The following is a 25,442-nucleotide window of genomic DNA, read 5'->3' as shown; positions in this document are numbered from 1 at the left end:
CCGGAGCCCTCGCCGGAGCGCGGGCTCAGCCGTTGTACGGCTCGGCCTTGATGATCCGCACCGAGGCGATCTTGCCGTTGGGCAGCTCGTACTCCGCGTCCTCACCGACCTTGTGGCCGATCACGCCGCTGCCCAGCGGGGACTGCGGCGAGTACGTCTCCACGTCGGCGCTGGCGTACTCGCGGGAAGCGAGCAGGAAGACCAGCGTGTCGTCCTCGTCACCGTCGAAGGCGATCGTGACGACCATGCCCGGCGCGACGGCGCCGTCCGCGGACGTGGGCGCCTCGCCGACCTGCGCGTTCTCCAGGAGCTGGGTGAGCTGGCGCACACGGAGCTCCTGCTTGCCCTGCTCCTCCTTGGCGGCGTGGTACCCGCCGTTCTCGCGCAGGTCGCCCTCCTCGCGCGCGGCCGCGATCTTGGCGGCGATCTCCGTGCGCGCAGGACCAGTAAGGTGCGCAAGCTCGTCCTTGAGCTTGTTGTACGCCTCCTGGGTCAGCCAGGTGACGTTCTCCCTGGTCTCGGTCACAGGTGCTCCTCGTCGGTACTGGGAATACAAAACATCGCCCTACCCAGAAGACTGTTCCCTCACGGAAGGGCGAAACCACGAGCCTAACAATTCAGTGCCCGAAGGGGGAGGACACACACCTTCGCAATCACTCGCGCACCGTCGGGACGCCGGGTCCGCCCTCGCCTCGGGGCGGGTGCGCGGCTCAGTCGGCGTGGCAGCCCAGCAGCTCCGCGGTGGTGCCCCGGGACGTGGTGCGCAGCGTGACGACCTTGTCGATCCGGGTGTCCGACCCCGAGAAGCGGAAGTCCGCCCGGCCCACCTCGGAGCCGTCCGCGGCCTGCGAGCGGATCGTGCAGTAGCCCGCGGTACCGGCGTCCTTGTGGACCTCCAGGTGCACCCGCACCGCCTCGTCCGTGGTACGGAAAGTGATCACCTGGGCGCTGATCGCGGTGCCGGCGACGTAGTGGTAGCCGAACCAGCCGACCACCACCAGCAGTGCCGCTCCCAGCACCGAGCCGACGACCTTCAGGGTGCGGTCGGAGCGCGCGTCCGAGGTGCGGCCGTAGCGGCCCTCGGGTGCACGCGTGCTCACCGTACTCATGATCGTCCTCTCGGCGGGCGCTCGGCCGGGGCGGGCGGCAGTCCGGAAAACCGCGCCCGTTGCGGACACCCGGAATTTTTGGTCGCCCGGTTCGGTCACTATAGAAGCCGCCGAACGCCTCCGTTCACCGGGGCGCCGACTGACCGAGGATTGAGTCTTGACTGACCAGTTGCGACTGATGGCCGTGCACGCCCACCCCGACGACGAGTCGAGCAAGGGCGCGGCCACCATGGCGAAGTACGTGTCCGAGGGGGTGGACGTGCTGGTGGTGACCTGCACGGGCGGGGAGCGCGGCTCCATCCTCAACCCCAAACTCCAGGGCGACCCCTACATCGAGGAGAACATCCACGAGGTACGCAGGAAGGAGATGGACGAGGCCCGGGAGATCCTCGGCGTGAGCCAGGAGTGGCTCGGCTTCGTCGACTCCGGGCTGCCCGAGGGCGACCCGCTGCCCCCGCTTCCGGCGGGCTGCTTCGCCCTCGAGGACGTCGACAAGGCGGCCGGGGAGCTGGTGCGCCAGATCCGCTCCTTCCGGCCGCAGGTGATCACCACCTATGACGAGAACGGCGGCTACCCGCACCCCGACCACATCATGACCCACAAGATCAGCATGGTGGCGTTCGAAGGCGCGCAGGACACCGTGAAGTACCCGGAGGACGTGTACGGGCCCGCGCACCGGCCGCTCAAGCTCTACTACAACCAGGGCTTCAACCGGCCCCGCACCGAGGCGCTGCACCAGGCGATGCTCGACCGCGGCCTGGAATCGCCCTACGGCGAGTGGCTCAAGCGCTGGGACAAGGCCGACCGCGCAGAGCGCACGCTGACCACGCACGTGCCGTGTGCCGACTTCTTCGAGACCCGCGACAAGGCGCTGATCGCCCACGCCACCCAGATCGACCCGGACGGCGGCTGGTTCCGGGTGCCGATGGACCTCCAGCGGGAGGTCTGGCCGACCGAGGAGTACGAGCTGGCGAAGTCGCACGTGGACACCTCCCTCCCCGAGAGCGACCTCTTCGCGGGCATCCGCGACAATGCCTGACATGAGCGCAAGCGTGAGCCCGGCAGTGACGCACCTCGTCCCCCTCGCCCAGGAATTCGACAAGAACAAGGTCACCCCCGGTGTCCTCGGCTTCATCGTCTTCGCGGCGATGGCCCTGGCGGTGTGGGCCCTGATGAAGTCGATGAACCGGCACATGGGCAGGGTCGACTTCAAGGAGCGGTCCGAGCGCGACGCGGACACGGCCGACGCCGCGTCCGACGCGGACACGGCCGACGCGGACACCGCGTCCGCCCGGTCCGCGGATCCGGCGCAGCCCGGGCCGCGCCGGAAGGGCTGACGCCGCAGGCTCACCGCGCACACGGTCACCGCCACCGTCCATCGGCGGACGGTGACGGTGTGCGGCGCGATGGCGTGGCGGACCCCTCCCCGGGCGGTCGCCGCCGAAACCGGCACGCGCCGGTGTCGCCCCGGGCCGTCGTGACGCCCCGAGCCGTTCGTGCCACCGACCTGTCCGGAGCCCCCGGGCCGCCGCGATGCCCGAGCCTTCCCGGGCCGGCACCGCGCCGACGCCTCCCCGTACGGCCACCGTCCGCGCCCCGAAGCGCGGCGGCGGCCGGAAGCGCGGCGGCGCCCCGAAGCGAGGCGTCGGCCTCCGACGACCGGGGTGACCGGGTCGGCGGCGACGTCAGCTGCCGTGGGCGGCGGGCAGCGTCACCCCCATCACCTCCCGGGCCTGCCGATCCGGCACCATCCGCAACCGCCAGGCCTGCCAGCCGTCCTCCAGGCGCACCCCGCGTTCCAGCAGCAGCCGGTAGGCCTCCAGGTAGTCCTCCAGCTTCTCGTCCCGCGCCGGATGGACCGCGCCGGCCAGCCGGGCCAGTTCCTCCTGCGCCACCGCCGTGCCGATCTCCACCCCGCCCGGGGCGGCGTACGGCAGCAGGGTGCAGCGCAGGAAGCGGGCCCAGTCCTCGCCCCGGCGGTCCCCGTAGGAGGTGAACAGCGCGGTCGCCTCCTCGCACAGCGTCAGCGCCTGCGCGGCACGGGTGTTCCCCGCCTCCACCACGGCCAGCTCCAGGCAGGTCCACGCCTCCCCGTGGCAGCCGCCGATGCGCTGGAAGTCCGCCCGGGCGTCCACCAGCAGCTGGCGGGCGAAGCCGGAGTTGCGCAGCGAGCCGGTCCGGGCCGCACGCTGGTCGCGGGTGACGCGGGCCGAGTGGTGCCGGGCGCACGCCAGACCGTAGACGTCACGCATCCGGGAGAACATCGTGCGGGAGCGTTCCAGCTCGCGCACCGCCCGGTCCAGGTCGCCGGTCTCCTCCAGGGCCTGGCCCAGGTAGTACAGGGTCCACGCCTCGCCGCGCGCGTCCTCGTTCTCGCGGTGCCGGCCGGCCGCCTGCCGCAGTGCGTCCACCGCCTGCCCGGCGTCCCCCGCGACGAGCCGGGCACGGGCCAGCTGGGTCATCGCCCACGCGGTCCCGCGCGCGTCGCGGGTCCGGCCGTACAGGTCGAGCGCCCGGCGCAGGTCGGTCTCCGCGCCCGAGGCGTCGCCCCGCCGCAGCCCGAGCTGGCCGAGCTGGAAGTGCGCCCACGCCTCGCCGTGCACTGAGCCGCCCTCCCGGTGCCGGCGCAGGGAGTCGTGCAGCAGCTCCAGCGCCTCGGCCAGCCGGCCCCGGTCGCGTTCCACGGCGGCCAGCGCGTGCATCGTCCACGCGCGGTCCGTGGCCAGCTCCGGCACCTGCTGCAGGGCCAGGGCCTCCCGCAGCCGGGCCGCGGCCGCGGAGAGATCGCCCTGGTGGTGCAGGGTGATGCCGAGCGAGCACAGGGCCCGCGCGGCGCCCGCCTCGTGCTGTGCGTCCCGGTACAGGTCGACCACCGAGGCCAGTGTCGCCCGCGCCTTGTCCAGCTCGCCGAGCTGGCGCGCCGCGATACCGGTGCGCCACTGCACGGAGCGGATCAGCAGGCCCTGGTCCACCGCCTGCGCCAGCTCGCTGATCTCGCCGAGCCGGTACAGGTCGCCGCGCAGCAGGCAGTAGTCGCACAGCGCGCCCAGCAGGCTCAGCACCGCCGCCTGATCCACGCCCTCCGCGTGCCGCAGCGTCGCCGTGATGAAGCTCGACTCGTCGTCCAGCCAGCGCAGCGCCTCGTCGAGCGAGGTGAAACCGTGCGGGCTGAACCGGTCCGAACGGGTCGACATGTTGCCGTCGACCAGGCGCAGCACCGAGTCGGCCAGCTCGGCGTAGCTGACGATCAGCCGCTCCTGGGCCGCGGTGCGCTCCGCGGGGTCCTCCTCCTCGGACAGCCGGGCCTGCGCGAAGGCGCGCACCAGGTCGTGCAGCCGGTAGCGGCTGCCGCGCACATGGTCGACGAGGCCCGCCGCGTGCAGCGCGGTCAGGTGCCCGGCCGCCTCCGCCCGGTCGGTGCCCAGCAGCGCGGCGGCCGCAGCGGCGCCCAGCGAGGAACGCCCGGCCAGCGCCAGCCGCCGCAGCAGCCGCCGGGTCGTCTCCGGCTGGTCGGTGTAGCGCAGCCAGAGCGCCCGGTCGACCGGCTGCACCGGGCCGTAACCGCCGAGATCGTCGGCCAGCTCCCGTGCGGAGCGCGGGCCGAGCGCGGAGCCGACCACCCGCAGCGCCAGCGGCAGCGCCCCGCACAGCTCGCGGATCCGGTCCGCCGCCTCGGCGTCGCGGGGCTCCTCCTCGTCCTGCGCGGCCGCGTGCAGCAGTTCCCCGGAGCCCGCCGCGTCCAGCGCGCCCACGGGCAGCCGGTGCACCCAGGCGGGCAGGTCGGCGGGCAGGTCGAGCGGCTCGCGGGCGGTGACCAGGACCAGGCTGTCGGACCGCTCCGGGACGAGCGCCCGCACCTGCTCGGCGTCGCCCGCGTCGTCCAGCACCACGGTGACGGGCAGCCCGGTCAGATGCTGGTGGTACAGCTCCCCGAGACGCTTGACCTGCTGGTCGGGGGAGGAGCGCTCGCGGAACAGGAGCTGTTCGCGCGGCGCGCCGAGCCGGTTCAGCAGGTGCAGCAGCGCGTCCCGGGTGGGCAGCGGGGGCGTGCCGGGGGTGTCCCCGCGCAGGTCGACCACGCACGCCCCGCGGAACTGGTCCCGCAGATCCCGGGCCGCCCGCACCGCGAGCGTGGTCCGCCCGCTGCCGGGGGGCCCGTGCAGCACCACCACCGTCGGCCTGGTCCGGGTGCTCGCGCGGGCCGCCTGCACCCACTGCCGGATCCGCGCGAGTTCCTGCGCCCGCCCCGCGAACGGCCCGTCCGGCTCGGGCAGATGGCCGAACGACCGCTCCAGCACCGTCCGCCCGCGGGCCGCCGCGCTCTTGTCCGCGCCGCGCAACCGCGGCCCCGCCGCCCTGCCGGCCGGTCCCGTCGACGCCGCGAGCACCCGCTGGTGGTCGAGGAACGGCCGGATGCCGCGCACCTCCAACGCGGTCAGCCACTGCAACCGAAGCTGCTCCGGCCCGCCCGGCTGGCCGGCGGCACCCGCGCGGTGGTGGGCGGCAGGCAGGTGCGCCCCCGCCACCTTCACCACCGTCGCCGCCGCGCCCGCCGCGCCGGCGGTGACCCCGGCGCCCAGCGCGGTGCCGCCGCCCGTGCCGAACGCCAGGTCGGCCGTGGCGGCCGCGGCCGCGGCGACGGCGGCGACGAGCAGGGACGTCCCGCCGCCCGCCCGCGCGTACCGCTGTCCGAAAGTCAACTGCCCGGCGCCGGCCTGCTCCAGGGCCTGCCGGTACGCCTCGTACTCCTCCGCGGCGGTCCCCGCGATGGCGTCCAGTTCGCCGCGCGCCCGGGCCGACAGCACCCGGCCGTCGATCCGTCCGCCGGACCGGCGCACCTCCTCCTCCACCGCCCGGGCCAGCAGCCCCTCCGCCTCAGCCCGGTGACTGTCCCGCATGCCAAGTCCCCCTCCGGCAGCCTCAGTACGTACCCGGTCAAGTGTGGGGCTGATGTGGCGTCGGCGGGAGAGGGCCGGACCGGAGCCGGGGCGCGGCGGGGAAACGCCGGGGCGGTTCCCTCCGTGTCCGAGGGCCGCGCGGGGAGGGCGCCGGCCCCGCCGGGCCCGGGTGGTGGGCCGGTGCGCCGCCGGGGACCCCGTACCGGCCGCCGCCGGCGACGGGCGGGACCTCCGGACCGGGCGGGCGCGCACCTCGTCCGCCGCCCGCCGCGCCCGTCGGCGTACTGCTGAGACCGTGACCATTGCGGGCCTCGTGGGCGACAGAGCAGAATGCCCATGCACCGCGAAAAAATCCGTGAACCGGGCGTCGCAGCAGACCTCGCCCGGCGTCTCACGGACCCTGCCGGCCGGCCTTCGGGAACGGGCAGGTGCCACCTGCGTCATCTGCACCGGTATCTCGTACGACCTCCTCGGCCGCGTCGACATCACGGATCACCACTCCAGGCTCCCCGCGCGAAACGACACTTCACACGAAGGATCCCACCGTGACGAGATAGGAAATACCGCACTGCGCAACGGCCGGCAGGGTCATCCCGGGGGAACCTCAAGTCTCGTCCCCCGGTCTCGTCGACGGCGGACGATGGCGGCGCCGGACGGAATGTGACGCGCGGAGACCGCACGCTTCCAGCCGATCCGGCATCGACATCGGGCGGCAGAACGAATGATTCCGCTCATCGGGCCACGTGATTCACGCACTGACAGCCGCATATGTCCCTTGGAGGGTGACTGGGCCGATTCGGGCACGATTTCGCATGAAGTTCGTGGGCACCACCTGATGATCTGTGTGCTTCTTGTGTCACCTCGCGAGACCGCGGTGGCCGCCGGGGTCGCCGTGTCGGTCTTCCCGCGCCGGATGCCCCCGTCTCTTCTGCCGGGGAGCGGGGTAGTCGTCCTGTCGCGGTTCGGATGGTTTGGGGGATGGTATGGGACTGGAAGTAGGTGCCGTCGCGGAGCGTCGCGGAGAGCACGTGGGCACGGCGGGGAGTCAGGCACAGGGCCTGCTCGCCCCGCCTCCCCTCGGCCTCCTGCCGCTCGCGGCAGGCCCTGGATGCCGGATCGGACGTCGAGGCGGACGCGGCGAGGAGGAACGTCCGTCGGAGGTGTTCGCCGCCTCGGCGGGAGGGGCTGCCGCCGAGGATCGGGAACCCGGACACGCGGGTGGCGGGAGCCGGCCCCGAGCAGTGGGCGAGAGGGCCTGCGGTGGGGAAGAGGGCCTTGACCAGCCGCTCGACCAGCCGCTCGGCCAGCCGCTCGACCAGCCGCTCGGCCGCCCTGCGCGCCGTCGGCCTCAGCAGTGCGACCAGGCGTCGTCGGCCGACCACCGACGTCCGAGGTCCGTCACCGCTGCGGGGGAACGGCGGAGGGCACGGCCCGCGTTCTGCGAGCCGGCTGCATGACCTCGCGGGAAGGAGGTCTGCGCTTCCAGGTGCTGGGGTCGGTCGCGGTGCGCTGCGGGGACTCACCCGCCCGTCTGCCCGGCACCGTGGCACGCCGGGTGCTCACCGTGCTGATGCTGTCCCCCGGCGAAGTGCTCAGCACCCCCCGCCTCGCCAAGGCGGTCTGGGGATCGTGCTGCCCGGCGACCGCCTCCAACCAGGTGCGCAAGGCGGTCGCCCAACTCCGCCAGTCGATACCGGGGGCGGGTGCGCACCTGCTCACCGACGGCCCGAACTACCGGCTGAACGTCGGCGCCGCCGAGTCCGACCTGGTGGAGTTCAACCAACGCCGCCTGCAGGTCCGCAAACTGGCGGCGGGCGGAGCGGGCGAGGCCCAGCTCATCCAGGAACTGCAGACGGCCCTGTCCCTGTTCCGCGGTCAGGTCGCGGCCGACATCGTCGACGGCGACGAGCTGGAGAACGGCCTGATCCGCGCGGCCGCACGGGTGGTGGAGGAGCGGCGGCTCGCGGTCCAGAAGGAACTGATCTCGCTGCGGCTGCGCTCGTCGCCACCGTCGCAGGTGATAGAGGACCTCCGGTACCTCGTGGCGCAGCACCCGCTCGCGGAGGACCTGCGCGCACAGCTCATGCTCGCGCTGTCCCTCTCGGGCAGGCAGGCCGACGCGCTCGCCGAGTACGCCGAGATACGCACCCTGCTCCGCGACGAACTGGGCATCGATCCCGATCACTCGCTGGCCCAGGTGCACGAAGCGGTGCTGTGCGGTGACGCGCTCGCCTACCTGCGGGCCGGAGCCCCGCCCCGGGACTACGAACAGCCGGTTTCCGCCGAGCTCGACGTGGGCAGACAGCACGCGGCACCACGGGTCCGGAAGGCACGTGTCCCGGCCACCTGCACCCTGCCCCACGTTCCGACCGACTTCGTCGGCCGCCGGGAGGAGGTGGACAACCTGCTGCGGACCGCCAGGGCGGGCTCCCGGGACCAGGGGCCGCTGCTGATCTGCGTCGACGGCATGGGCGGCATCGGTAAGACGGCTCTCGCCCTGCACGCGGCCCACCGACTGGCCCAGGACTGCCCGGACGGCCAGTTCTACGTCGACCTGCACGGGTTCAGCCCGTGCGAGCGGCCCCGCGAACCCGCCGAGGTGCTTCAGGTGCTGCTGGGCTCACTGGGGATCGAGGCGAAGAGCATCCCGGCGGACCTGGACAGCCAGGTGGCCATGTGGCGCGCCCGGCTGGCCGATTCCAAGGTGCTGCTGCTGCTCGACAACGCCGCGAGCGAGGCGCAGATCGTGCCGCTGCTGCCGCCGGGCAACGGTTCCCTCACCCTGATCACCAGCCGCCGTCGCCTCTACGGCCTCGACGGCACCGAGCCCTGCCCGATCTCCCGGATGAGCGCGGGCGACTCCCGAGAACTCGTCGGGCGGTTACTCGGGGGCGAACCGGAGCCCGAGGCGACGGAACTGCTCGTCGCGTACTGCGGGGGACTCCCGCTGGCACTGCGCCTGGCCGCCGCCAAACTGCGCAGCCGCCCCACCTGGACACTGCCCCATCTGGTGGAGCGCCTGGGCGACATGCGCCGCCGTGCCGCCGAACTCCAGGTGGGCGACCGGAGCGTCCGGTCGGTGCTCCAGCTCTCCTTCGACGCGCTGACCGAGGCGCAGCGCCACGCCCTGTGCGTGCTGGCCCTGATGCCCGACGCGAGCATGGACGTGTACGAGGCGGCCGCCCTGCTCGGCACCGGCCCGACCGAGGCCGAGCTGCTGCTGGAGGGTCTGCTCGACGTGAACCTCCTCGAACAGCCCCGCATCGGCCGCTACGCCCTGCACGGGCTCGTGGCCGGTGTCACGACCGGCACGGGGGAGTTCGAGCAGCTCCTGCGCGGCGGCGGGCGGCGCTCCGCGCTCCGCCGGCTGCTCGCCCACCACCTGGCGGTCACCTCCCGAAGCTGCCTCCTGCTCGGGCGGCCGGACGCCGGGTCCGGTGCCGGACCCGGCGCGGTCCCCCACCTCCCCGAGATCAACAGCCGCAAGGAGGCGATGGAGATCTGCGAGCGGGAACTGCCCGCGATGGTGGAGATGCTGTGCGCTTCCGGACGCGAGGGGTTCTTCGGCCCGGCCGCGCAGCTCGCGCGCAACCTGCGGTTCGTCCTGTCGCCGGACGGCGGCAGCGGCGGCGAGGAGGAGAGGAGAGGCGGGGAGTACGACGGCGGGGCCACCGGCTCAGGGGAGGTCGAGGCGTACCGCACGGCGCTGCTCGGTCTGGCGGCCGCCTGCCGGAGGGTCAGCCTGCTGGAGCAGAGCGCGACGCTGACCGCCACGGCGACGGGCTCCGCCGGGGCCCGGGGCGTCCGCTCCGGGGATCGCGTGCCGTAGCCGGGGGCCGTCCGGCCCGCGCGGGTGCGGTACGACGCCCACCGGACCCGCGCGGGTGCGGTACGACGCCCACCGGACCCGCGCGGGTGCGGTACGACGCCCACCGGACCCGCGCGGGCGATCCTCCGGGCCGGTCCCACGCGGGCATGGTGATGCCGGAGGAGCGGTGGTGCGGTCGTGGGCGGCAGGGCACGGGAGCGGCCGGGACCGGGGCGCCGAAGCACCCCGCGGTCGCGGGACGGGCGGGAGTCAGGGTGCGGACGTCACCCGCGGCCGCTCGGCGGGCTCGAACCTCACCGGAATGCTCCGGTAGGCCCGGAAGGTGACGCTGGGCCGCCGCTCCACGGAGCCCGCCGCGGTCGGCGTGGCCGGCGCGTGCGCCAGCCACCGCAACACGGCCCGGCCCTCCACCTGGGCAAGTGCCGCGCCCAGGCAGTGGTGCACACCGCCACCGAAACTCACGTGCGGATTGGGGTCGCGGGTGATGTCGAGCCGCCCGGGGTCGGCGAACCGGGCCGGGTCATGGTTGGCGGACCCCAGCAGCAGCACCAGGATGCGGCCCGCCCGCACGGTGCGGCCGTCGATCTCCACCGCCTCCTTCACATAGCGCGCGGTGGCCTGGATCGGCGCGTCGTAGCGCAGGAACTCCTCCACGGCCGGGACCACCAGCTCCGGCCGGTCCCGCAACAGGGCCAACTGCTGCGGGTGCTGCAGCAGGGCGGAGTAGATCGTGGAGATCAGGTTGGTGGTCGTCTCGAAGCCCGCGAAGAACAGGAACACCACGTTGTCGACCAGCGTCTCCCGGTCGAAACCGGGATGCTCGCGCCGGGCGGCCAGCAGATTGCTGATCAGGTCGTCGGCGGGCCGCTTCGCCCGCTCGTCGACCAGCGCCGAGACGTAGTCGCGCAGCCAGGTCACCGCGTCGTGCGCCGCCGCCCGCTCCGCCACGGGCACGTACAGGGCGAACGCCTTGGCCAGCTCCACCGCGTGCGGCCGCACCGCGTCCCGGTCCACGTCCGGAATGCCGATCAGCTCGCAGACCACGGTGACCGGCAACGGGAAGGCCAGGTCGCCGACCACGTCCAGCACCCCGCCCCGGCCCGCCCGGTCCCGGGCCTCGGCCATCAGCCGGTCCACCTGGGCGGCGACGTAGTCCTCCAGCCTGCGCATCAGCCCCGGGCTGAACGAACGCTGCATGATGCCCCGCAGGAAGGTGTGCGCGGGCGCGTCCTGGTCCAGCACGATCCGCTTCAGGAACTCGTTCGCGGGCCCCGCCCCGGTGGAGAACTCGTGGTACTCCGGCGGGTACTCGTGCCCGAGCCGACGGTCCTTGAGCAGCCGGCTGACGTCCTGGTGGTGCGACACCACCCACTGGCCGGCCGCACCGCGGGCCAGTCGGCCGGCCGCGCGGAGACCGGCGTACACCCGGTAGGGGTCCGCGACCACGGCGGGATCGCGGGAGTCGAACCTGACGGGCAGTTCTCGCATGCGGCCGGCACCTCCTGTGGCTTGCGGGTGGTGTCCGGTGAGCCTGACAGCCCGCGGGCGGGTGCGGGGGAACCTGTCGCCAGTCCTTCACCGCCGTCCGGCGCGCCGCGCCGGGCTCGCAGACTGGGCGGTCCAGGCAACCACCGGACCCGAGCCGCGCACCCGAGGGTGCCGGGAGGTGACGCAGCGTTGGACACCGTGCTGAACATGCCGCGCTTCCTGCTGGACGACGCGCGCGCCGTGCGCGACCCCTACCCGGTCTACCGCCGCCTGCGCGCGTACGGCCCGGTCTGCCGGGGCGGCCCGGGACAGTGGGTCTTCCCGCGGCACGAGGAGGTCTCCGCGTTGCTCCGCGATCCCCGGCTCGGCCGGGAGTTCCCCGAGGAGTACCAGGCGGTGTCGGTGGGTGCGGGACCGGCCAACGACTACCTGCGGCGCATCGTCGTCGACCGGGACCCGCCCGGCCACACCCGGCTGCGCCGGCTGCTCGTCAAGTCGCTCAGTCCGGCGATGGTGCGCGGGCTGCGCGAGCCCGTCGCCCGGCTCGTCGACGGCCTGCTGGACCGGTTCGCCGACGAGCGCCGCTTCGACCTCGTCGCCGACCTGGCCGTGCCCGTACCGATGACGGTGATGAGCGAGCTGCTGGACGTCCCCCGCCCCGACCGGGCCGACATCGCCCGCCTCTCCACCTCGCTCGCCCAGGCCTTCGCGGTCTTCATCCGGCCGGAGAAGCAGCGCGAGGCGCACGCGGCCGTGGTCGAGCTGCGCGACTACATGGCCCAGCTGGTCCGCGAGCGCAGGCGCCACCCCGGAGAGGACCTGCTGTCGCGGATGCTCGCCGCGGTCAAGGACGGCGAGGAGCCGCTGACCGACGAGGAGATCATCGACAACGCGCTGTTCGTCTACTACGCGGGCTTCGAGACGACCACCAACGCCATCGCCACCGGCGGCGACCTCTTCGTGCGGCAGCCGCACACGCAGCGGCGGCTGCGGGAGGACCCGGGCATCGTCGGCAGCGCGCTGGAGGAGTTCATGCGCTACGACGCGCCCATCCACGCCACCACCCGGATGGCGCTGGAGCCGATCGAGATCGCGGGAGTGACGGTCCGCAAAGGACGCGTGGTGGTGCTGCTGCTCGCGTCCGCCAACCACGACGAGCGGGTGTTCCACGACCCGCACCGGGCCGACCTGACGAGGTCGCCCAACCCGCACCTGAGCTTCGGCGGGGGAGTGCACCACTGCCTCGGCGCGGCGCTGGCCAGGGTGGAAGGGGCGGTGGTGTTCGAGCGGTTGGTCGCCCGGTTCGCGGACATCGAGTCGGCGGGCGAGGGCGAGTGGGAGCCCAGCGCGGGCGGCTTCCGCTTCCCCTACTGGGCCCACCGCAGCGTGCCGGTGGCGGTGCGGCCCGCCTGAGCCCGGCGCGGCAGGGAGCCCTCCGGTGCGGTGATCGCGGTCACCACGAGGCCCGCACCGGCCGCCCACCGTCCGCGCAGGGCCGGAAAGCCGGTGGCGACCGGGTCGAAACCGGCGTCCGCCCGGCGGGCCCGGCGCACCCCGCCCGCGACCGGCCGCACCGCGAACGTGCCCTGACCGGGGCCGGGTTGGAGGACGACCTCGGCGTCGTCGAAGCCCAGCCAGCATCCCATCGCGGGATACCAGATCTTGTAGTACGCCTCCTTGGCGCTGAAGAGGACCCGGCACCACGGGACGTGGGGCCGGCCCGCGGCCAGTTCGGCGAGGTGGGCCCGCTCGGCCGCCGAGGTAACCCGCGCCAGCACCCGGGAGGGCAGCGGCGCGCACGGCTCGGCGTCGATGCCCATTCCGTCGGCGTCCCGGGACCGTGCCACCGCCGCCGCCCGGTAGCCCCGGCAGTGCGTCAGGGAGCCGACCGTGCCGGCCGGCCACCGGGGTGCCCCGTCGGCGCCGCGCACCAGTGCGGCGGGCGGGACGCCCAGTTCGGCCAGGCAGGCGCGCGCCACCCGCCGGACGGTGGCGTACTCCGCGCGGCGCGCGGGCAGCACGTCGGCCACCTGCCGCCGTTCCGCCTCGAAGAGCGCGGGGCCGGTCAGCTCACAGGTGCTCTCCAGGGCCGCCGCACACGCGGGCAGCAGGGTCCGGATCACACCGGGGACGGCAGTCGTACCGGCGGCGCCGGAGGCACCCGTCGCACCGGCCGTACCGGAGTGCTCCGCCCCGTCGGCCGCGCCGGAGAACACCGTCCCGCGGGTCAACCGGATGCCGCCGTCGCCCGCAGCGCCACCTTGTCGATCTTGCCGACCGGGGTGCGCGGCAGCACCGGCACCTCGCGCACCTCGTCGGGCAGCTTGAACGCGGCCAGCCCCCTGCCCGCCAGGTACCGCTTGATCTCCCTCAGCGAGGGCGCCTGCCCCGGCCCCCCGCTCGGGACCACGAACGCGAGGACCGCCTCACCGAGTTCGGTGTCCGGCCGGGCCACCACCGCGGCGTCGTCGATGGCCTCGTGGCCGCGCAGGTGCCCCTCGACCTCGTCGGCCGACACCTTCTCGCCGCCCCGGTTGATCACGTCCTTGGCACGGCCGACGACCACCAGGTTGCCCTCGGAGGTGAGCCTGGCCAGGTCGCCGGTGCGGAAGAAGCCGTCGGGGGTGAACGAGGTGCGGTTCGCCTCCGGCGCGTTCCAGTAGCCGTTGATCGTGTACGGGCCGCGGGTGACCAGCTCGCCCACAGCACCCGTCGGAACCTCTCGCAGCTCCTCGTCCACGAGGCGGAGTTCGTCGAACTCGGAGAGGGGGCGGCCCTCGGTTCCGTGCACCACCTCCTCCGGGTCGTCCAGGCGTGTGTACGTGAGCAGGCCCTCGCCGATGCCGAACCAGTTCGTGATGCGGCAGCCGAGCGCGGACTGCGTGCGCCCGGCGGCCTGCTCGTCGAACTTGGAACTGCCCACCTGGAGGAGGACCCCCTTCATGTCCACCGGCCGCTTCGCGGCGACCTTGCACCACAGCGCCGCGAGGGCCGGCACCACGGTGGTATGGGTGACGCCCTCCCGCTCGATCAGCGGGAACACCTCGTCGGGGGAGGGACTCGCGGCCAGTACCGCCTTGCCGCCCACCAGCAGCGCGCCGAGCACTCCCGGGCACCCCAGGGCGGCGTTGTGCGCCGCCGGGTTCGCCGCCAGGTACACGCTCTCCGCGTCGAACTCCAGGGCCCGTGCGCAGGCGGCGATGTTGTAGAGGTAGTCGTCGTGCGTCCGGGGTATCAGCTTGGGCTTGCCGGTGCTGCCGCCGCTGAGCAGCAGGAACGCCACACCCGAGGGGTCGACCTCGGGCAGCGGCCCGCCGTCGGCGCCCTGGGCGCGGACCCGGGACAACGGAGTGAGGTCCTCGCTGTCGCCCGCCACGATCACCGTACGGACGCCCGGGAGCGACGCGGCGTGCCGGGCGAGGGTGCGGTAGTCGAAGCCCTGGAAACGGCCGGTGGTGATGTAACCGACCGCCCCGGAGGCCTCGATCAGGTGCCGCACCTCGCTCTCCCGGTGTCCCGGCAGAGCGAACACCGGGATGACGCCGGCCCGGAACAGTCCCACCGTGACGGTGAGGAACTCGACGACGTTCGGTAGCTGGACCATGACCCGGTCTCCGGGGTTCACGCCCCGGGCGAGCAGACCGCGCGCGATGTCGTCGGCCTCGGCGCGCACCTCGCCGTGCGTGACGCGTCGCCGGCGGTCCACGGCCGCGGTGCGGTCGGGGAAGGCCAGCGCGGCCTTCGTCAGCGCGTCGCCCAGCGGCACCCCCCGCCAGATCCCGGCGGCCCGGTAGCGGGCGGCGGCCTCGTCGCTCCACGGCGTGAACTCATCCATGACAGCCAGTGTTCCGGCCCGCCGGGCCGCGCCGACCGGGACGAACAGAGCCGTGAAAGAGACGAAGGACGCCACCGCGATCGCTCCTATCGTCACCAGCGTCGCCGACGACACCCCGGCCCCCGGGACACCGCCTAGGAGTGATGGATGAGCCGTCCCCGTACGCTGAACTGGCTCGACGCGCCTCGCGACGACACCGGTGTGGAGATGTTCGACGAGGACTCCCACACCTACCGGCCCTACACCGAACTGGCCGACGCGGCGCTCCGGATCGCGGGCGGGCTGATCGCGCGGGGCGTGCCTCGCGGGGCGGTCGTGCCGCTGCTGTGCTCGACGGGACCCGACCTCGTCTCCGCCTTCTACGGGGTGCAGGCCGCCGGATGCGCGGTGAGCGTGCTGGCGCCCCCCACCCGGATGTCGGGCGAGGCCGCCCGCGCCCACGCCCGCGCCGTCGTCGCCGCCGTGGACGCCGGCACCGTGCTGGTCGACGCCGCCCACCACGACCACGCCGTGGACGTCCTCGCCGAGGCCGGCCGGCGTACCCGCATCCTGCTCCTGGAGGAGCTCGCCGCGGGCGACGCAGGCCGGCGGGACCCCGCCGAACAGGCCCTCGTCCAGTTCACCTCGGGCAGCTCGGGCCGCCCGCGCGGAGTGCGGATCAGCCACGCCGCACTCGACGCCAACACCGCAGCGATCCGCGGCTGGGAGCGTGCCGGGCGCGACGACTCCTGGTGCTCCTGGCTGCCGATGCACCACGACATGGGGCTCATCGGCTGCCTGGTGGTGCCCGTCTCCGGCAACAACGGGCTGGCGGTGTGCAGGCCCGAGACCTTCCTGCGCCGGCCGCTGTCGTACCTCACCCGCTTCGACGCCAACCGGGTCGAGCGGCCCGCCACGATCACCGCCACTCCGGCGTTCGGCCTGCAACGCATCGTGGACAAGGTCGGCCACGCCGACCTGGAGGGCGCCGACCTGTCCCGCACCCGGGCGGTGATCGTCGGTGCCGAACGCATCGACCCCGAACTGGTGACCCGCTTCACGGAGCTGATGCGCCCGCACGGCCTGTCCCCGCACACCCTCACCCCCGCCTACGGGCTGGCCGAGAGCACCCTCGCCGTCACCGGAGTGCCCGTCGAGGAGGTCCCGCGCGCCGCCCTCGTGCACCGGGACGAGCTGGCGGTCGGAGCGGAGGTGAGCCTCGCGGACGGGCGCACGGACCGGGCGACGGTCCAGGTGATGAGCTGCGGCCGTGCACTGGACGGCCTGACAGTACAGGTCGTCGGCGAGGACGGAGAGCCGCTGCCCGAGGGCCACGTCGGCGAACTGGCCGTCTCCGGCTCCTCGTTGGCCGACGGCTACCTCGCGGACGGCCCCGCGGAGAGCACCTCCTTCGTGGACGGGCGGCTCCTCACCCGCGACGTCGCCTTCCGACTGGCCGACGAGTTCTACGTACTGGGCAGGCTCGGCGACAGCGTCAAGGTCCACGCCCGCTCGCTCTTCGCCGAGGACGTCGAGCTGACGCTCGGCCGGGCCGGACTCAACCTGAGCCGGGTCTGCGTCGTGCTCGGCGAGGCGGACGGACGCCCGCACGCCGTGGCCGTGCTGGAGGGGCTCGACACACGGGCCGTCGAGGTGGCGGAAGACGTGCTCGCCGCGGCCTGCCCCGGCATCCGCCGGCACGTGGCCCGGGTACCGCGCGGCGCGATCCCCCGTACCAGCAGCGGCAAGAGCCGCCGACGTCAGCTGTGGCAGCGCCTCAGCCAGGAGCACGTCTTCGACGCGGTGCCCGCCGCGACCGACGGCCCCGCCTGACCGGCCCCCGCACACCACCGCCCCACCGGCCCCGGAAGCAGGAGACCACATGTCCTACCCCAGTGAAGAGGTGCGCGAGACCGTGCTCGCGATCATCGAACAGCTCGCCCCCGAGCGGGAGCGGTTCGAGGCGGGAAAAGACCTGCGCCTGGTCGAGGACCTGGGGTTCCACTCCCTGGCCCTGCTGGAGATGGCGTTCGCCATCGAGGACGACTTCGATCTGCCGCCGATCGACGAGCAGACCGGACGTGCCATCCAGACCACCGAACAGGTGGTCGCCTACGTCCTGAGCCAGGTCGAGACCCGGACGCCGTCGTGACCGACGCCACCGGCCCGAACACGACGACGCCATGAAGGAATGAAGGAGTCTCCATGACCGAGGCGATCCTCCTGTCGGATCTCACCAAGCGATTCGGCGAGCAGACCGCACTCGACCGGGTGTCGCTGCGGATACCGGCCGGGACCGTGGTGGGCCTGCTCGGCCCCAACGGAGCGGGCAAGACCACCCTCATCAACTGCCTGACCACGCTGCTCCAGCCGGACGGCGGCACCATCCGCGTCCTGGGCCGCGACCCCGGCGCCGACCCGTCCCTGGTGCGCGCCAACATCGCCGTCACCGGGCAGTTCGCCGCCCTCGACGAACAGATCAGCCCGCGCGAGAACCTGGTGTTCTTCGGCCGGCTCCTGGGCCTCGGCAAGGGCCGAGCCCGGCAGCGGGCGCAGGAGATGCTGGAGCGGTTCGAGCTGGGCGAGGCGGCACACACCCCCGTCGGATACCTCTCCGGAGGCATGCGCCGACGCCTCGACCTCGCGGTGAGCCTGGTGGTCCCGCGGCCGGTGCTGGTGCTGGACGAACCGACCACCGGCCTCGACCCGCGCAGCCGCAAACTCCTGTGGGACATGGTCAGGGCCGAGGCCGCGCGGGGCGTCGCCGTCCTGCTCACCACGCAGTACCTGGAGGAGGCCGACCAGCTCGCCGACCGCATCGTCGTCATCGACAAGGGCCGCGTCCTCGCGGACGGCTCCTCCGACGAGCTCAAGCTCGACGTGGGCGGCCTCATGTGCCGCCTCACCCTGACCGGCGCCGCCGACGCCGAAGCGGCCCGCCGGGCCCTCGGCGACCTCCACGGCGTGACCGCCGAGGGCGACAGGGTCGCCGTGCCCGTGGCGCGTCCCGAGGACGTCGGCGCCATGCTCGGCCGGCTGGACGGCAAGGGGCTGCGGATCGCCGGCATCGAGGTGACCAAGCCGACGCTCGACGAGGTCTTCTTCGCCCTCACCGAGCCGATGGATAAGCCGATGGAGAAGGAGACCACCCGATGAGCGCCACGCCCGGCGTCGCGGCGCCCGGCGCCCCGGTGTCCCCGGGCCTCCCGGCCGGCTGGCAGCACGACTTCCAGGTGCTCTTCGACCGGTTGCGGGTGCGCTCGTTCTCCCGGGGCGGCCTGGTGTCCACCGTGGTGCAGCCGCTGCTCTTCTTCGCCGTCTTCTACTGCACCTTCGCCGGAATGCTGGACGAGCGGGGCATCGCGTTCGGCCGTTTCGTCACCCCCACCGTTCTGGTCCAGGCGCTGATGTTCGTGGCCATCGGCAGCGCCACCGACCTGGCCGCCGACCGCTCCAGCGGCGTCTTCTGCCGCCTGCTCACCAGCCCGGTCGACATGCGCGCGATGAGCCTGGCGCATCTGGCCGTGGTGGCGCTGCAAGGCCTGCTGTCCAGTGTCGCCATCGTGCTCGCCGGACATCTGGCGGGCTTCCGCTTCGACCACGGAGCGCTCGCCGCACTGGGCTTCGTGCTGTTCGCCGCGGCGTTCACCGTGGCCCTGTCGCTGGCCACGGCCACCATCGCGCTGCGCCTGCGCAACCTGGAGGCACTCAGCGCGGTGCTCCACCTGCCGTACTTGCCGCTGCTGGTGCTCTCCACCGGCTTCGTCGAGGCGGACCTCTTCCCCGGCTGGCTCCAGCCGGTCGTCAGGGCCTCCCCGGTGTCCGGAGTGATCGACGCGCTGCGCGCCCTGTCGACCGCCGACCTCACCTGGGGCGCGACGCTGCCCGGCCTCTTCTGGGTGGTGGGCCTCCTCGCCCTCTTCTCCTGGACCACGACCGTCGCCTTCAGGAAGGTGGCCATCCGATGACCGTGCAGTCGCCGGGTGCGGCGGCACCGCCGGTGCGGCCCAGCCCCTCGCCCGACCCGGCCACGCTGGCCGCAGCCTCCGTCGTCATCGCCGGAAGGGTGCTCCGCCAGTTCGTCCGCAACCGGATGATGATCATCGTCACCATCGCTTTTCCGCTGCTCCAGCTCTTCATGCTGCTGGCCGCCTTCAACGTGCTGGTGCGCGACACCCAGGACGTCGACTACGTGCGCCGGCTCGCCCCGCTGATCGTGCTCACCACGGCGTTCTCCTCGGTCCTCACCACGGCGATCGCCCTGTGGAGCGACATCCGCAGCGGGGTGTTCAACCGGCTGCGGGCGATGCCCCTGGACATGCGGGCGTACATCCTCGGACGGATCGGCGGCGACTTCGTACGGATCATGGGGGTGGCCGTCCTCGTCACGCTCGTCGCCCACACGGTCGGCTTCCGGTTCTCCCGGGGACCGCTGGCGGCCCTCGGCTTCTTCGGGATCGTGGCGCTGTTCGGGATGATGTGCAGCGCGCTCGCCGTCGCCGTCGCCCTCGTCGCCCAGCACCCCGGCATCATCGTGCGCTACGTGCAGATGCCCACGCTCGTGCTGACGCTGATGTCCAGCGGATACGTACCCCTGGAGGCGTTCCCGGGCTGGATCCGGCCGGCGGTGAGCGTCAACCCCGTCTCGCTGGCGGACGACGCACTCGTCGGCTTCTCCCACCAGGGCGCGCTGACCGCACCGGTGCTCGGGACCGCCGCCTGGACCGTGGGCGTCACAGCGGTCTGCACGGCCGTCGCCACGCGCCGCTTCGCGATGCTCGTGAAGCGCGGCTGACCGTGGCGGACGTCGTCGTACTGGGCGCAGGGGTGGCCGGTCTCGGGCTCGCGGCCTTCGCCGCCCGCCGCGGACACCGGGTCACGCTCGTCGAACGGGACGGCCCGCCCCCCGAGGGCGGCGCCCACACCGAGGTGGCCGACTGGGAGCGGCGGGGCGTGCCGCACGCCCGCCAGGGGCACGCCCTGCTGGGGCTGGGCATCGGGGTGCTGCGCGCGGAGTGCCCCGACGTGCTGGCCGAGCTGACCGGCCGCGGCGCGGTCGCCGTGCCCCTGGAGACGGGCGGCGACGACCTCGGCCTGCTCAGCCGCCGGCTGGTCTTCGAGGCCGCGCTGCGCCGCCGGGCCGCCGCCGAACCCTCGGTCACGCTGCTGCACGACCGGGTCACCGGCCTGCTGAGCACCCAGGCGCCGCACGGTGTCCCCCGGGTGCGCGGGGTGCGCCTCGCCGAGGGCGGCGACCTGGCCGCCGACGCGGTGCTGGACGCCACCGGCCGCAGGTCCGCGGTGGCCGCCCGGCTCACCGCGATAGGGGGCGCCCCGCCCCGGGAGACGGTCCAGTCGTGCGGGTTCTCCTACATCGCCCAGGAGTTCGCGCTGGGCGCGGGCGGCCGGTTCCCGTCCCTGCGGGCCCCCGTGGTGCACGAACTCGACTTCGCCACCGTGCTGGCCTTCCCCGGCGACAACGGCCGCTTCCACCTGTCGACCACCGTCTCCTCCCACGACCCCGCGCGGACCCGACTGCTGGAACTCCCGGTCTACCTGCGGTTCCTGGCCAGTGTGGCCCCGGTGCGGGACTGGCTGGACGGGGCGACGCCGGTCGGCGGGCCGATGCCGATGGCCGGCCTGGAGAACCGCCGCCGGTCGCTGGTCGCCGACGGAGCACCGCTGGTCACCGGGTACGCGCTGGTGGGCGACGCCTGCGCCCAGACCAACCCCACCTTCGGACGCGGTGTGTCCCTCGCCCTGGCGCACGCCAGGGCGATCGCCGACCGCCTCGACCGCCTCGACCAGGACCCGGCCCACTGGGCCGTGGAGACCCACGAGGCCACCGAGGAATGCCTGGGGCTGTGGTTCGAGCAGCAGGTCGCCACCGACGCCGCCCGGCTCGCGGAACTCGCGGGCGGGGCGCACGACGACTCGCCGACCGCCCGCGTCCTGACCGCCCTCGCCGTCCTGCGCGAGGAGGACGCACACGTGCGCGTCGCCGCCGAGCGCGTCTACCACATGCTGCTCACCCCGGCCGAGCTGATGCGGGACCGCAAGGTGGCCCGCCGGGTCCTCGCGTTCCTGCGCGAGCACCCCGATCTCCGGCGCGACCACGTCGGACCCAGCCGTCAGGACTTCGAGCGCCTGGTCACCGGCTGAGCGCCCACAGAAGGGAACCCCGATGAAAGTCACCCTGCCCACGGACGTCACGCTGAGCTACGACATCTACGGCCCCGAGGACGGCCCCGTGGTCGTGCTCGTACCCGGACAGCACCAGGCATCCCTGTTCGAGACCATGCAGGTGCCGCAGCTGACGAAGGCCGGATACCGCGTCGTCACCTTCGACCTGCGCGGAGTGCACCCCTCGGAGGAGACCCCTCCGCCGTACACGGTGGAACTGCTCGGACGGGACCTGGCCGCCCTCAACGAGGCGCTGGAACTGGGCCCCTGCACCTACATCGGCTACTCGGTGGGCGCGATGATCCTGCTGGAGCTGGCGATGAAGCGCCCCGAGCTGATCGAGCGCGCCGCTCTCATCGGCGTCCCCTGGAAGCCGGGCAAGCTCCAGCAGGCCATCCAGGCCGAGGCGGTGGAACGGCTGAAGAACGGCCACAAGGTGCCGGCGCTGCTGGAGGGGGCCTTCCGGGCGATGTACCTGTTCGGGCCGCGGGCGCTCAACCGCGACCAGTTCATCGCGCCCTACCTGGACGGGCTGGCGGGCCTCGCGGAGTCGGGCGGGCACGGCGCCATCGGGCACGCCGAGGCGAGCACCGCCTTCAGGCCCGGGGACGAGGAAGTGGCCGCGGTGCGGGTGCCGTTGCTCGTGGTGGGCATGGAGCACGACATCGTCGCGCCCCGGCACCTGTCACGCGAGCTGGCGGACCTGATCCCCACCGCCGAGTACACCGAGATACGCAACTGCGGGCACGCCTCCCTGCTGGAGAAGCCCACCGAGGTCAACGCGCTCGTCGCCGACTACCTGCGCTCCGGCAGGGTCGGCACCCCGCGCGGCTCGCGCCGGCCCTCCAGGGACGTCGCGGAACAGGGCTGACGCCCCCGCCGAGTGCGACGGCTCCCGGCCCCCGCGAGGGGCCGGGAGCCGTTGTCGTACCGGCTCACCGCCGGGCGGTGAGCCGGTACAGCCGGTGGAACGGGTGCCCCACGTCGATCACCCGGGTGTCCAGGCCCGCCTCGGCGGCGTACGCGCGTACGGTCTCCGGCCGCATCACGGTCCCCGTGGCCGCGCTGGGCGTCCGGCTCATCCCGACCGGCAGACAGTGCAGCACGCTGACCGCGTAGTGGAAGCGCTCGCTGTCCGGCGCCGCCGGGGTGAACCGCTCGCCGACGGACGGCTCCATCAGCAGCACCGCACCGCCCGGCCCCATCAGCCGACGGCAGGCCCGCAACACGTCCACCGGCGCCGACATGTCGTGCAGGGCGTCGAACACGCACACCAGGGTGTACCCCGCCGACCCGGCCGACCCCGCCTCACCGGCCTCCCCGGTGCGGAAACGGACCCGGTCGGCCAGCCCCTCCGCGGGATCGGCGGCGGCGAGGTTCGCCTCGGCGTCCCTGATCGACGCCTCGTCCAGGTCGAGCCCGTGCACCTCGGCGTCGGGGAACATCCGGGCCAGCGCCAGCGTGGAGAGGCCGGAACCGCACGCCACGTCCGCGATGCTGCTCCCCGGCACCCGCAGCCGGGCGTCGACGTCGGGCAGGTGGCCGCTGATCCAGCCCGGCAGGTGGTGCTCGAAGACACCGCGGTTCAGGCCCGCCTGGCCCCCGCGCAGGGCCTCGCCGTAGGCCGCGTACGGAAGGCCCCGGCGACCGCGGTAGGCCTCCACCAGCTGCGGCAGCACGGCCGCCATACCGCCGATGGGCATCACGACCAGCGGGGCGATCCAGTGCGGGCTGCCGGCGTCGAGCAGCGCCTCCGCGTGGGCGGGCGGCAGCGTGAACCGCCGGGTCTCCGGCTGCGCTTCGGGCGCGTCGACGGTCAGCACCCCCGCACAGGTCTGCTGCTCCAACCACTCCCGGACCATCCGCGTGTCGAGGCCGCTCTCCTGAGCCACCTGTGCGGCCGTGGCGGGTCCGGTGCGGCGCAGGGCTTCGTAGAGGCCCAGTTCCAGGCCCAGGTAGCAGGTCATCAGTTCGGCCGAGGCGAGGCCGGCGCCGAACAGCCGCAGGGAGAACGCCTGCGGGGAGTCCGTCGCGGGTGCCCCGGGTCCGTTCCGCCGGGCGGGCGGCGAGCCGGGCCCGGGCCGGGCGGGGGAGGGGTTGCGGAAGGCGGGGGCCATGGCGGTCAGAGGTGGGCGAGGACGTTGACGACGTTGCCGTCGTGGTCCCGGTAGAAGAAGCGCCGCACGCCCCACTCCTCCTCCGCGGGGCCGTACAGGATCTCCAGGCCGGCGGCGCGGGCCCCTTCGAGCGCCGCGTCCAGGTCCTCCACCTCGATCGAGGCCGCCGGGTTCACCGGCCCGGTGGGGTCCTTGGTGATCAGGCTGACCTGCACGGAGCGGTCGGACGGCGGGGCGAGGGTGGCGATCCAGCCGTGATTCATGATCACCTCCATTCCGGTGACCCGGATGTGGGCTTCGACTGCGGAATCGAGGTCGCTCACCGTGAGCAGCGGCATCGCGCGGAGTGCAGACATGTGCGCCAGCGTAACCAGCGCTCCCCGCGGTTCCGGGGGCCTTTCCGCCCTCTTTCACCCCCGCGTCGCGGATCCTCCGGCGGCCGTACGTTCTCCTCGCATCGGCCTCCTCGCGCGCGACGGCGCGCCGGCCGAACTCGCCTACCCCGAAGGAGGACTGACGTGGAACTCGTCACCGCGACCGGTACGGCCGTCCCGGAATCCAGGCTCGCGGAGCTGGGTGAGGCGATCAGGGGTCGGATCATCACCGCGCAGGACGCCGACTACGACGAGCGCAGGCAGATCTGGAACGGCTACTTCCAGAAGAGTCCGGGGGCGATCGTCCAGGTGGACGGCGCGTCCGACGTCGTCAAGGCCGTCGACTTCGCGCGGGAGAACGACATCGAGCTGGCCGTCAAGGGCGGTGGCCACTGCTTCGCCGGCACCGGCACCGTCGAGGGCGGACTGCTGCTCGACACCTCCCGGCTGCGCGGCATCCGCGTCGACCCGGCCAACCGCCGGCTCGTCGTCCAGCCCGGACTCGAGCAGGGCGACGTCGACGCCGAGACCACCAGCTTCGGGCTCGCCGTCACCGGCTCCCAGGAGTCGTACATCGGCATCGGCGGCCTCACCCTGGGCGGCGGCCTCGGCTGGCTCGCCCGCTACCGGGGCCTGCTGGTGGACAACCTGGTCTCCGCCGACATCGTCCTCGCCAACGGCGAGCTGGTGACCACCACCGCGCGGGACCACCCCGACCTGTTCTGGGCGATCCGGGGCGGCGGCGGCAACTTCGGCGTGGCCACCCGATTCGAGTTCGACCTGTACCCGCAGGGCGACTGCATGGCGGGGCTGCTCGCCTTCCCCATCGACCAGACGGTGGACGTGGCCCGCCGGCTCGACGAGTTCAACCGGACCGCCCCTGACGAGCTGACCACCTCCTTCGCCTTCCTCACCGCCCCCGGCGGCGCACCGGCGATCGGCCTGGGCTTCGTGCACGCGGCCCCCGACGACTCCACCGAGGACCTGATCGGCCGGATGCGCGGCCTGGGCACCGGCGCGCTGCTCGACCACTGCGGCCCGATGCCGTACGTGGCCGTGCAGCGGATGCTCGACGAGAACACCGTCGCCGGCCACCGCTACTACCCGCGCTCGTTCCTGCTGCCCGAACTGCGCGACGAGCCGCTGCAGATCCTCGCCGACGGGTTCGTCGACGCGCCGTCCGAGCGGAGCCTGGTCGGCGGCGGCCTGATGGGCGGCGTGATGGCGAACGTCCCGGCGTCCGAGACCCCCTTCCAGCACCGTGAGGGCTACCTGACCAGCATCCTCACCTCCTGGACCGACCCGGCCAAGGACGAGGAGGCCGTGGAGTGGACCGAGAAGGTGTACTCCGAACTCCTGCCGTACACCACCGGCGCGGTCTACGCCAACCACCTGGGCGCGGACTCCGCCGAGCGCATCGAGGACGCCTACGGCTCCAACTACGAGCGGCTGACCCGGATCAAGGCCGTCTACGATCCCGAGAACTTCTTCCACACGAACAACAACATCAAGCCGGCGGGCTGAACCGGTGGGCCCGCCCGCGGGATGCGGGCGGGCCTCCTCCGCACGGCGGGGGGGGGGGGGGGGGGGGGGGGGGGGGGGGGGGGGGGGGGGGGGGGGGGGGGGGGGG

General features: G+C 73.6%; 20 protein-coding genes. 12 read left to right on the top strand and 8 right to left on the bottom strand.

The features are described from left to right. Positions 1–25: 25 nt before the first annotated feature. Both greA and ACL02U_RS31010 read right to left on the bottom strand, forming a co-directional pair. A complete protein-coding gene (gene greA / locus ACL02U_RS31015; RefSeq protein WP_412794324.1) occupies positions 26–526 on the bottom strand; it encodes a transcription elongation factor GreA in 501 nt (166 codons plus the stop codon). Between the two features lie 184 nt (positions 527–710). Next, complete coding sequence (locus tag ACL02U_RS31010) at positions 711–1,109, bottom strand: DUF4307 domain-containing protein (protein ID WP_412794323.1); 399 nt, start codon at positions 1,107–1,109, stop codon at positions 711–713. A 157-nt stretch (positions 1,110–1,266) separates the two neighbouring features. Here ACL02U_RS31010 and mca point away from each other — a divergent pair, with 157 nt between their 5' ends. Both mca and ACL02U_RS31000 read left to right on the top strand, forming a co-directional pair. After that, a complete protein-coding gene (mca, locus tag ACL02U_RS31005) occupies positions 1,267–2,148 on the top strand; it encodes a mycothiol conjugate amidase Mca (RefSeq protein WP_412794322.1) in 882 nt (293 codons plus the stop codon). After that, entirely contained in the window at positions 2,141–2,446 is a 306-nt protein-coding gene (locus ACL02U_RS31000) for a hypothetical protein (RefSeq protein WP_412794321.1), read from the top strand. Before mca ends, ACL02U_RS31000 begins: the two co-directional genes overlap by 8 nt. A 348-nt stretch (positions 2,447–2,794) precedes the next feature. Here ACL02U_RS31000 and ACL02U_RS30995 read toward each other — a convergent pair whose 3' ends face one another. Beyond that, entirely contained in the window at positions 2,795–6,007 is a 3,213-nt protein-coding gene (locus ACL02U_RS30995) for a tetratricopeptide repeat protein (RefSeq protein ID WP_412794320.1), read from the bottom strand. Positions 6,008–7,460: 1,453 nt separating this feature from the next. On the opposite strand from ACL02U_RS30995, the gene ACL02U_RS30990 reads away from it, so the two are divergent. Then, the gene (locus ACL02U_RS30990; RefSeq protein WP_412794319.1) at positions 7,461–9,836 is read left to right on the top strand and encodes a BTAD domain-containing putative transcriptional regulator; all 2,376 of its coding nucleotides are present in this window, start codon (positions 7,461–7,463) and stop codon (positions 9,834–9,836) included. Between the two features lie 249 nt (positions 9,837–10,085). Here the strand turns inward: ACL02U_RS30990 and ACL02U_RS30985 are convergent, their stop codons facing one another. Beyond that, on the bottom strand, positions 10,086–11,324 hold the full coding sequence (locus ACL02U_RS30985) for a cytochrome P450 (protein ID WP_412794318.1): 1,239 nt from the start codon (positions 11,322–11,324) through the stop codon (positions 10,086–10,088). A 198-nt stretch (positions 11,325–11,522) separates the two neighbouring features. On the opposite strand from ACL02U_RS30985, the gene ACL02U_RS30980 reads away from it, so the two are divergent. Continuing rightward, positions 11,523–12,737 carry a cytochrome P450 gene (locus ACL02U_RS30980; RefSeq protein ID WP_412794325.1) on the top strand — a complete coding sequence of 405 codons (1,215 nt, stop codon included), beginning with the start codon at positions 11,523–11,525 and terminating at the stop codon, positions 12,735–12,737. On the opposite strand, the gene ACL02U_RS30975 is transcribed toward ACL02U_RS30980, so the two are convergent. Then, positions 12,692–13,447 carry a 4'-phosphopantetheinyl transferase family protein gene (locus ACL02U_RS30975; RefSeq protein ID WP_412794317.1) on the bottom strand — a complete coding sequence of 252 codons (756 nt, stop codon included), beginning with the start codon at positions 13,445–13,447 and terminating at the stop codon, positions 12,692–12,694. The two genes, ACL02U_RS30980 and ACL02U_RS30975, sit on opposite strands and share 46 nt — an antisense overlap. Positions 13,448–13,551: 104 nt before the next feature. Beyond that, on the bottom strand, positions 13,552–15,159 hold the full coding sequence (locus tag ACL02U_RS30970) for a (2,3-dihydroxybenzoyl)adenylate synthase (RefSeq protein WP_412794316.1): 1,608 nt from the start codon (positions 15,157–15,159) through the stop codon (positions 13,552–13,554). Between the two features lie 147 nt (positions 15,160–15,306). Between ACL02U_RS30970 and ACL02U_RS30965 the strand changes: the two genes are divergently transcribed. Genes ACL02U_RS30965 through ACL02U_RS30935 form a run of 7 tightly spaced genes read left to right on the top strand, consistent with a single transcriptional unit; the run spans position 15,307 to position 22,192 of the window. Next, positions 15,307–16,971, top strand: coding sequence for an AMP-binding protein (locus tag ACL02U_RS30965; RefSeq protein ID WP_412794315.1), 1,665 nt, complete (start codon positions 15,307–15,309; stop codon positions 16,969–16,971). A 49-nt stretch (positions 16,972–17,020) separates the two neighbouring features. Then, positions 17,021–17,290: an acyl carrier protein gene (locus ACL02U_RS30960; protein WP_412794314.1), complete on the top strand. Its 270-nt coding sequence runs from the start codon at positions 17,021–17,023 to the stop codon at positions 17,288–17,290. Positions 17,291–17,343: 53 nt separating this feature from the next. Continuing rightward, positions 17,344–18,294 (top strand): ATP-binding cassette domain-containing protein, encoded by a 951-nt coding sequence (locus tag ACL02U_RS30955; RefSeq protein ID WP_412794313.1) that lies wholly within the window; start codon positions 17,344–17,346, stop codon positions 18,292–18,294. Further along, positions 18,291–19,106 carry an ABC transporter permease gene (locus tag ACL02U_RS30950; protein WP_412794312.1) on the top strand — a complete coding sequence of 272 codons (816 nt, stop codon included), beginning with the start codon at positions 18,291–18,293 and terminating at the stop codon, positions 19,104–19,106. The genes ACL02U_RS30955 and ACL02U_RS30950 overlap by 4 nt, the downstream gene beginning before the upstream one ends. Next, positions 19,103–19,933, top strand: coding sequence for an ABC transporter permease (locus ACL02U_RS30945; protein ID WP_412794311.1), 831 nt, complete (start codon positions 19,103–19,105; stop codon positions 19,931–19,933). Before ACL02U_RS30950 ends, ACL02U_RS30945 begins: the two co-directional genes overlap by 4 nt. A 2-nt stretch (positions 19,934–19,935) precedes the next feature. After that, entirely contained in the window at positions 19,936–21,300 is a 1,365-nt protein-coding gene (locus ACL02U_RS30940; RefSeq protein WP_412794310.1) for an NAD(P)/FAD-dependent oxidoreductase, read from the top strand. Between the two features lie 22 nt (positions 21,301–21,322). Further along, a complete protein-coding gene (locus tag ACL02U_RS30935; RefSeq protein WP_412794309.1) occupies positions 21,323–22,192 on the top strand; it encodes an alpha/beta fold hydrolase in 870 nt (289 codons plus the stop codon). A gap of 64 nt (positions 22,193–22,256) precedes the next feature. Here the strand turns inward: ACL02U_RS30935 and ACL02U_RS30930 are convergent, their stop codons facing one another. Continuing rightward, a complete protein-coding gene (locus ACL02U_RS30930) occupies positions 22,257–23,438 on the bottom strand; it encodes a class I SAM-dependent methyltransferase (protein WP_412794308.1) in 1,182 nt (393 codons plus the stop codon). Positions 23,439–23,443: 5 nt separating this feature from the next. Beyond that, positions 23,444–23,794, bottom strand: a complete 351-nt coding sequence (locus ACL02U_RS30925) for a VOC family protein (protein ID WP_412794307.1) — start codon at positions 23,792–23,794, stop codon at positions 23,444–23,446. Between the two features lie 162 nt (positions 23,795–23,956). Here ACL02U_RS30925 and ACL02U_RS30920 point away from each other — a divergent pair, with 162 nt between their 5' ends. Beyond that, entirely contained in the window at positions 23,957–25,336 is a 1,380-nt protein-coding gene (locus tag ACL02U_RS30920) for an FAD-binding oxidoreductase (protein ID WP_412794306.1), read from the top strand. The last annotated feature ends 106 nt before the right edge of the window (positions 25,337–25,442 follow it).

It is taken from the genome of Streptomyces sp. MS06, assembly GCF_047200655.1.
Classification (GTDB): Bacteria; Actinomycetota; Actinomycetes; order Streptomycetales; family Streptomycetaceae; genus Streptomyces.
Note: the sequence above shows the minus strand (reverse complement) of the source record. Positions and strands in the feature narration are given on the sequence as shown.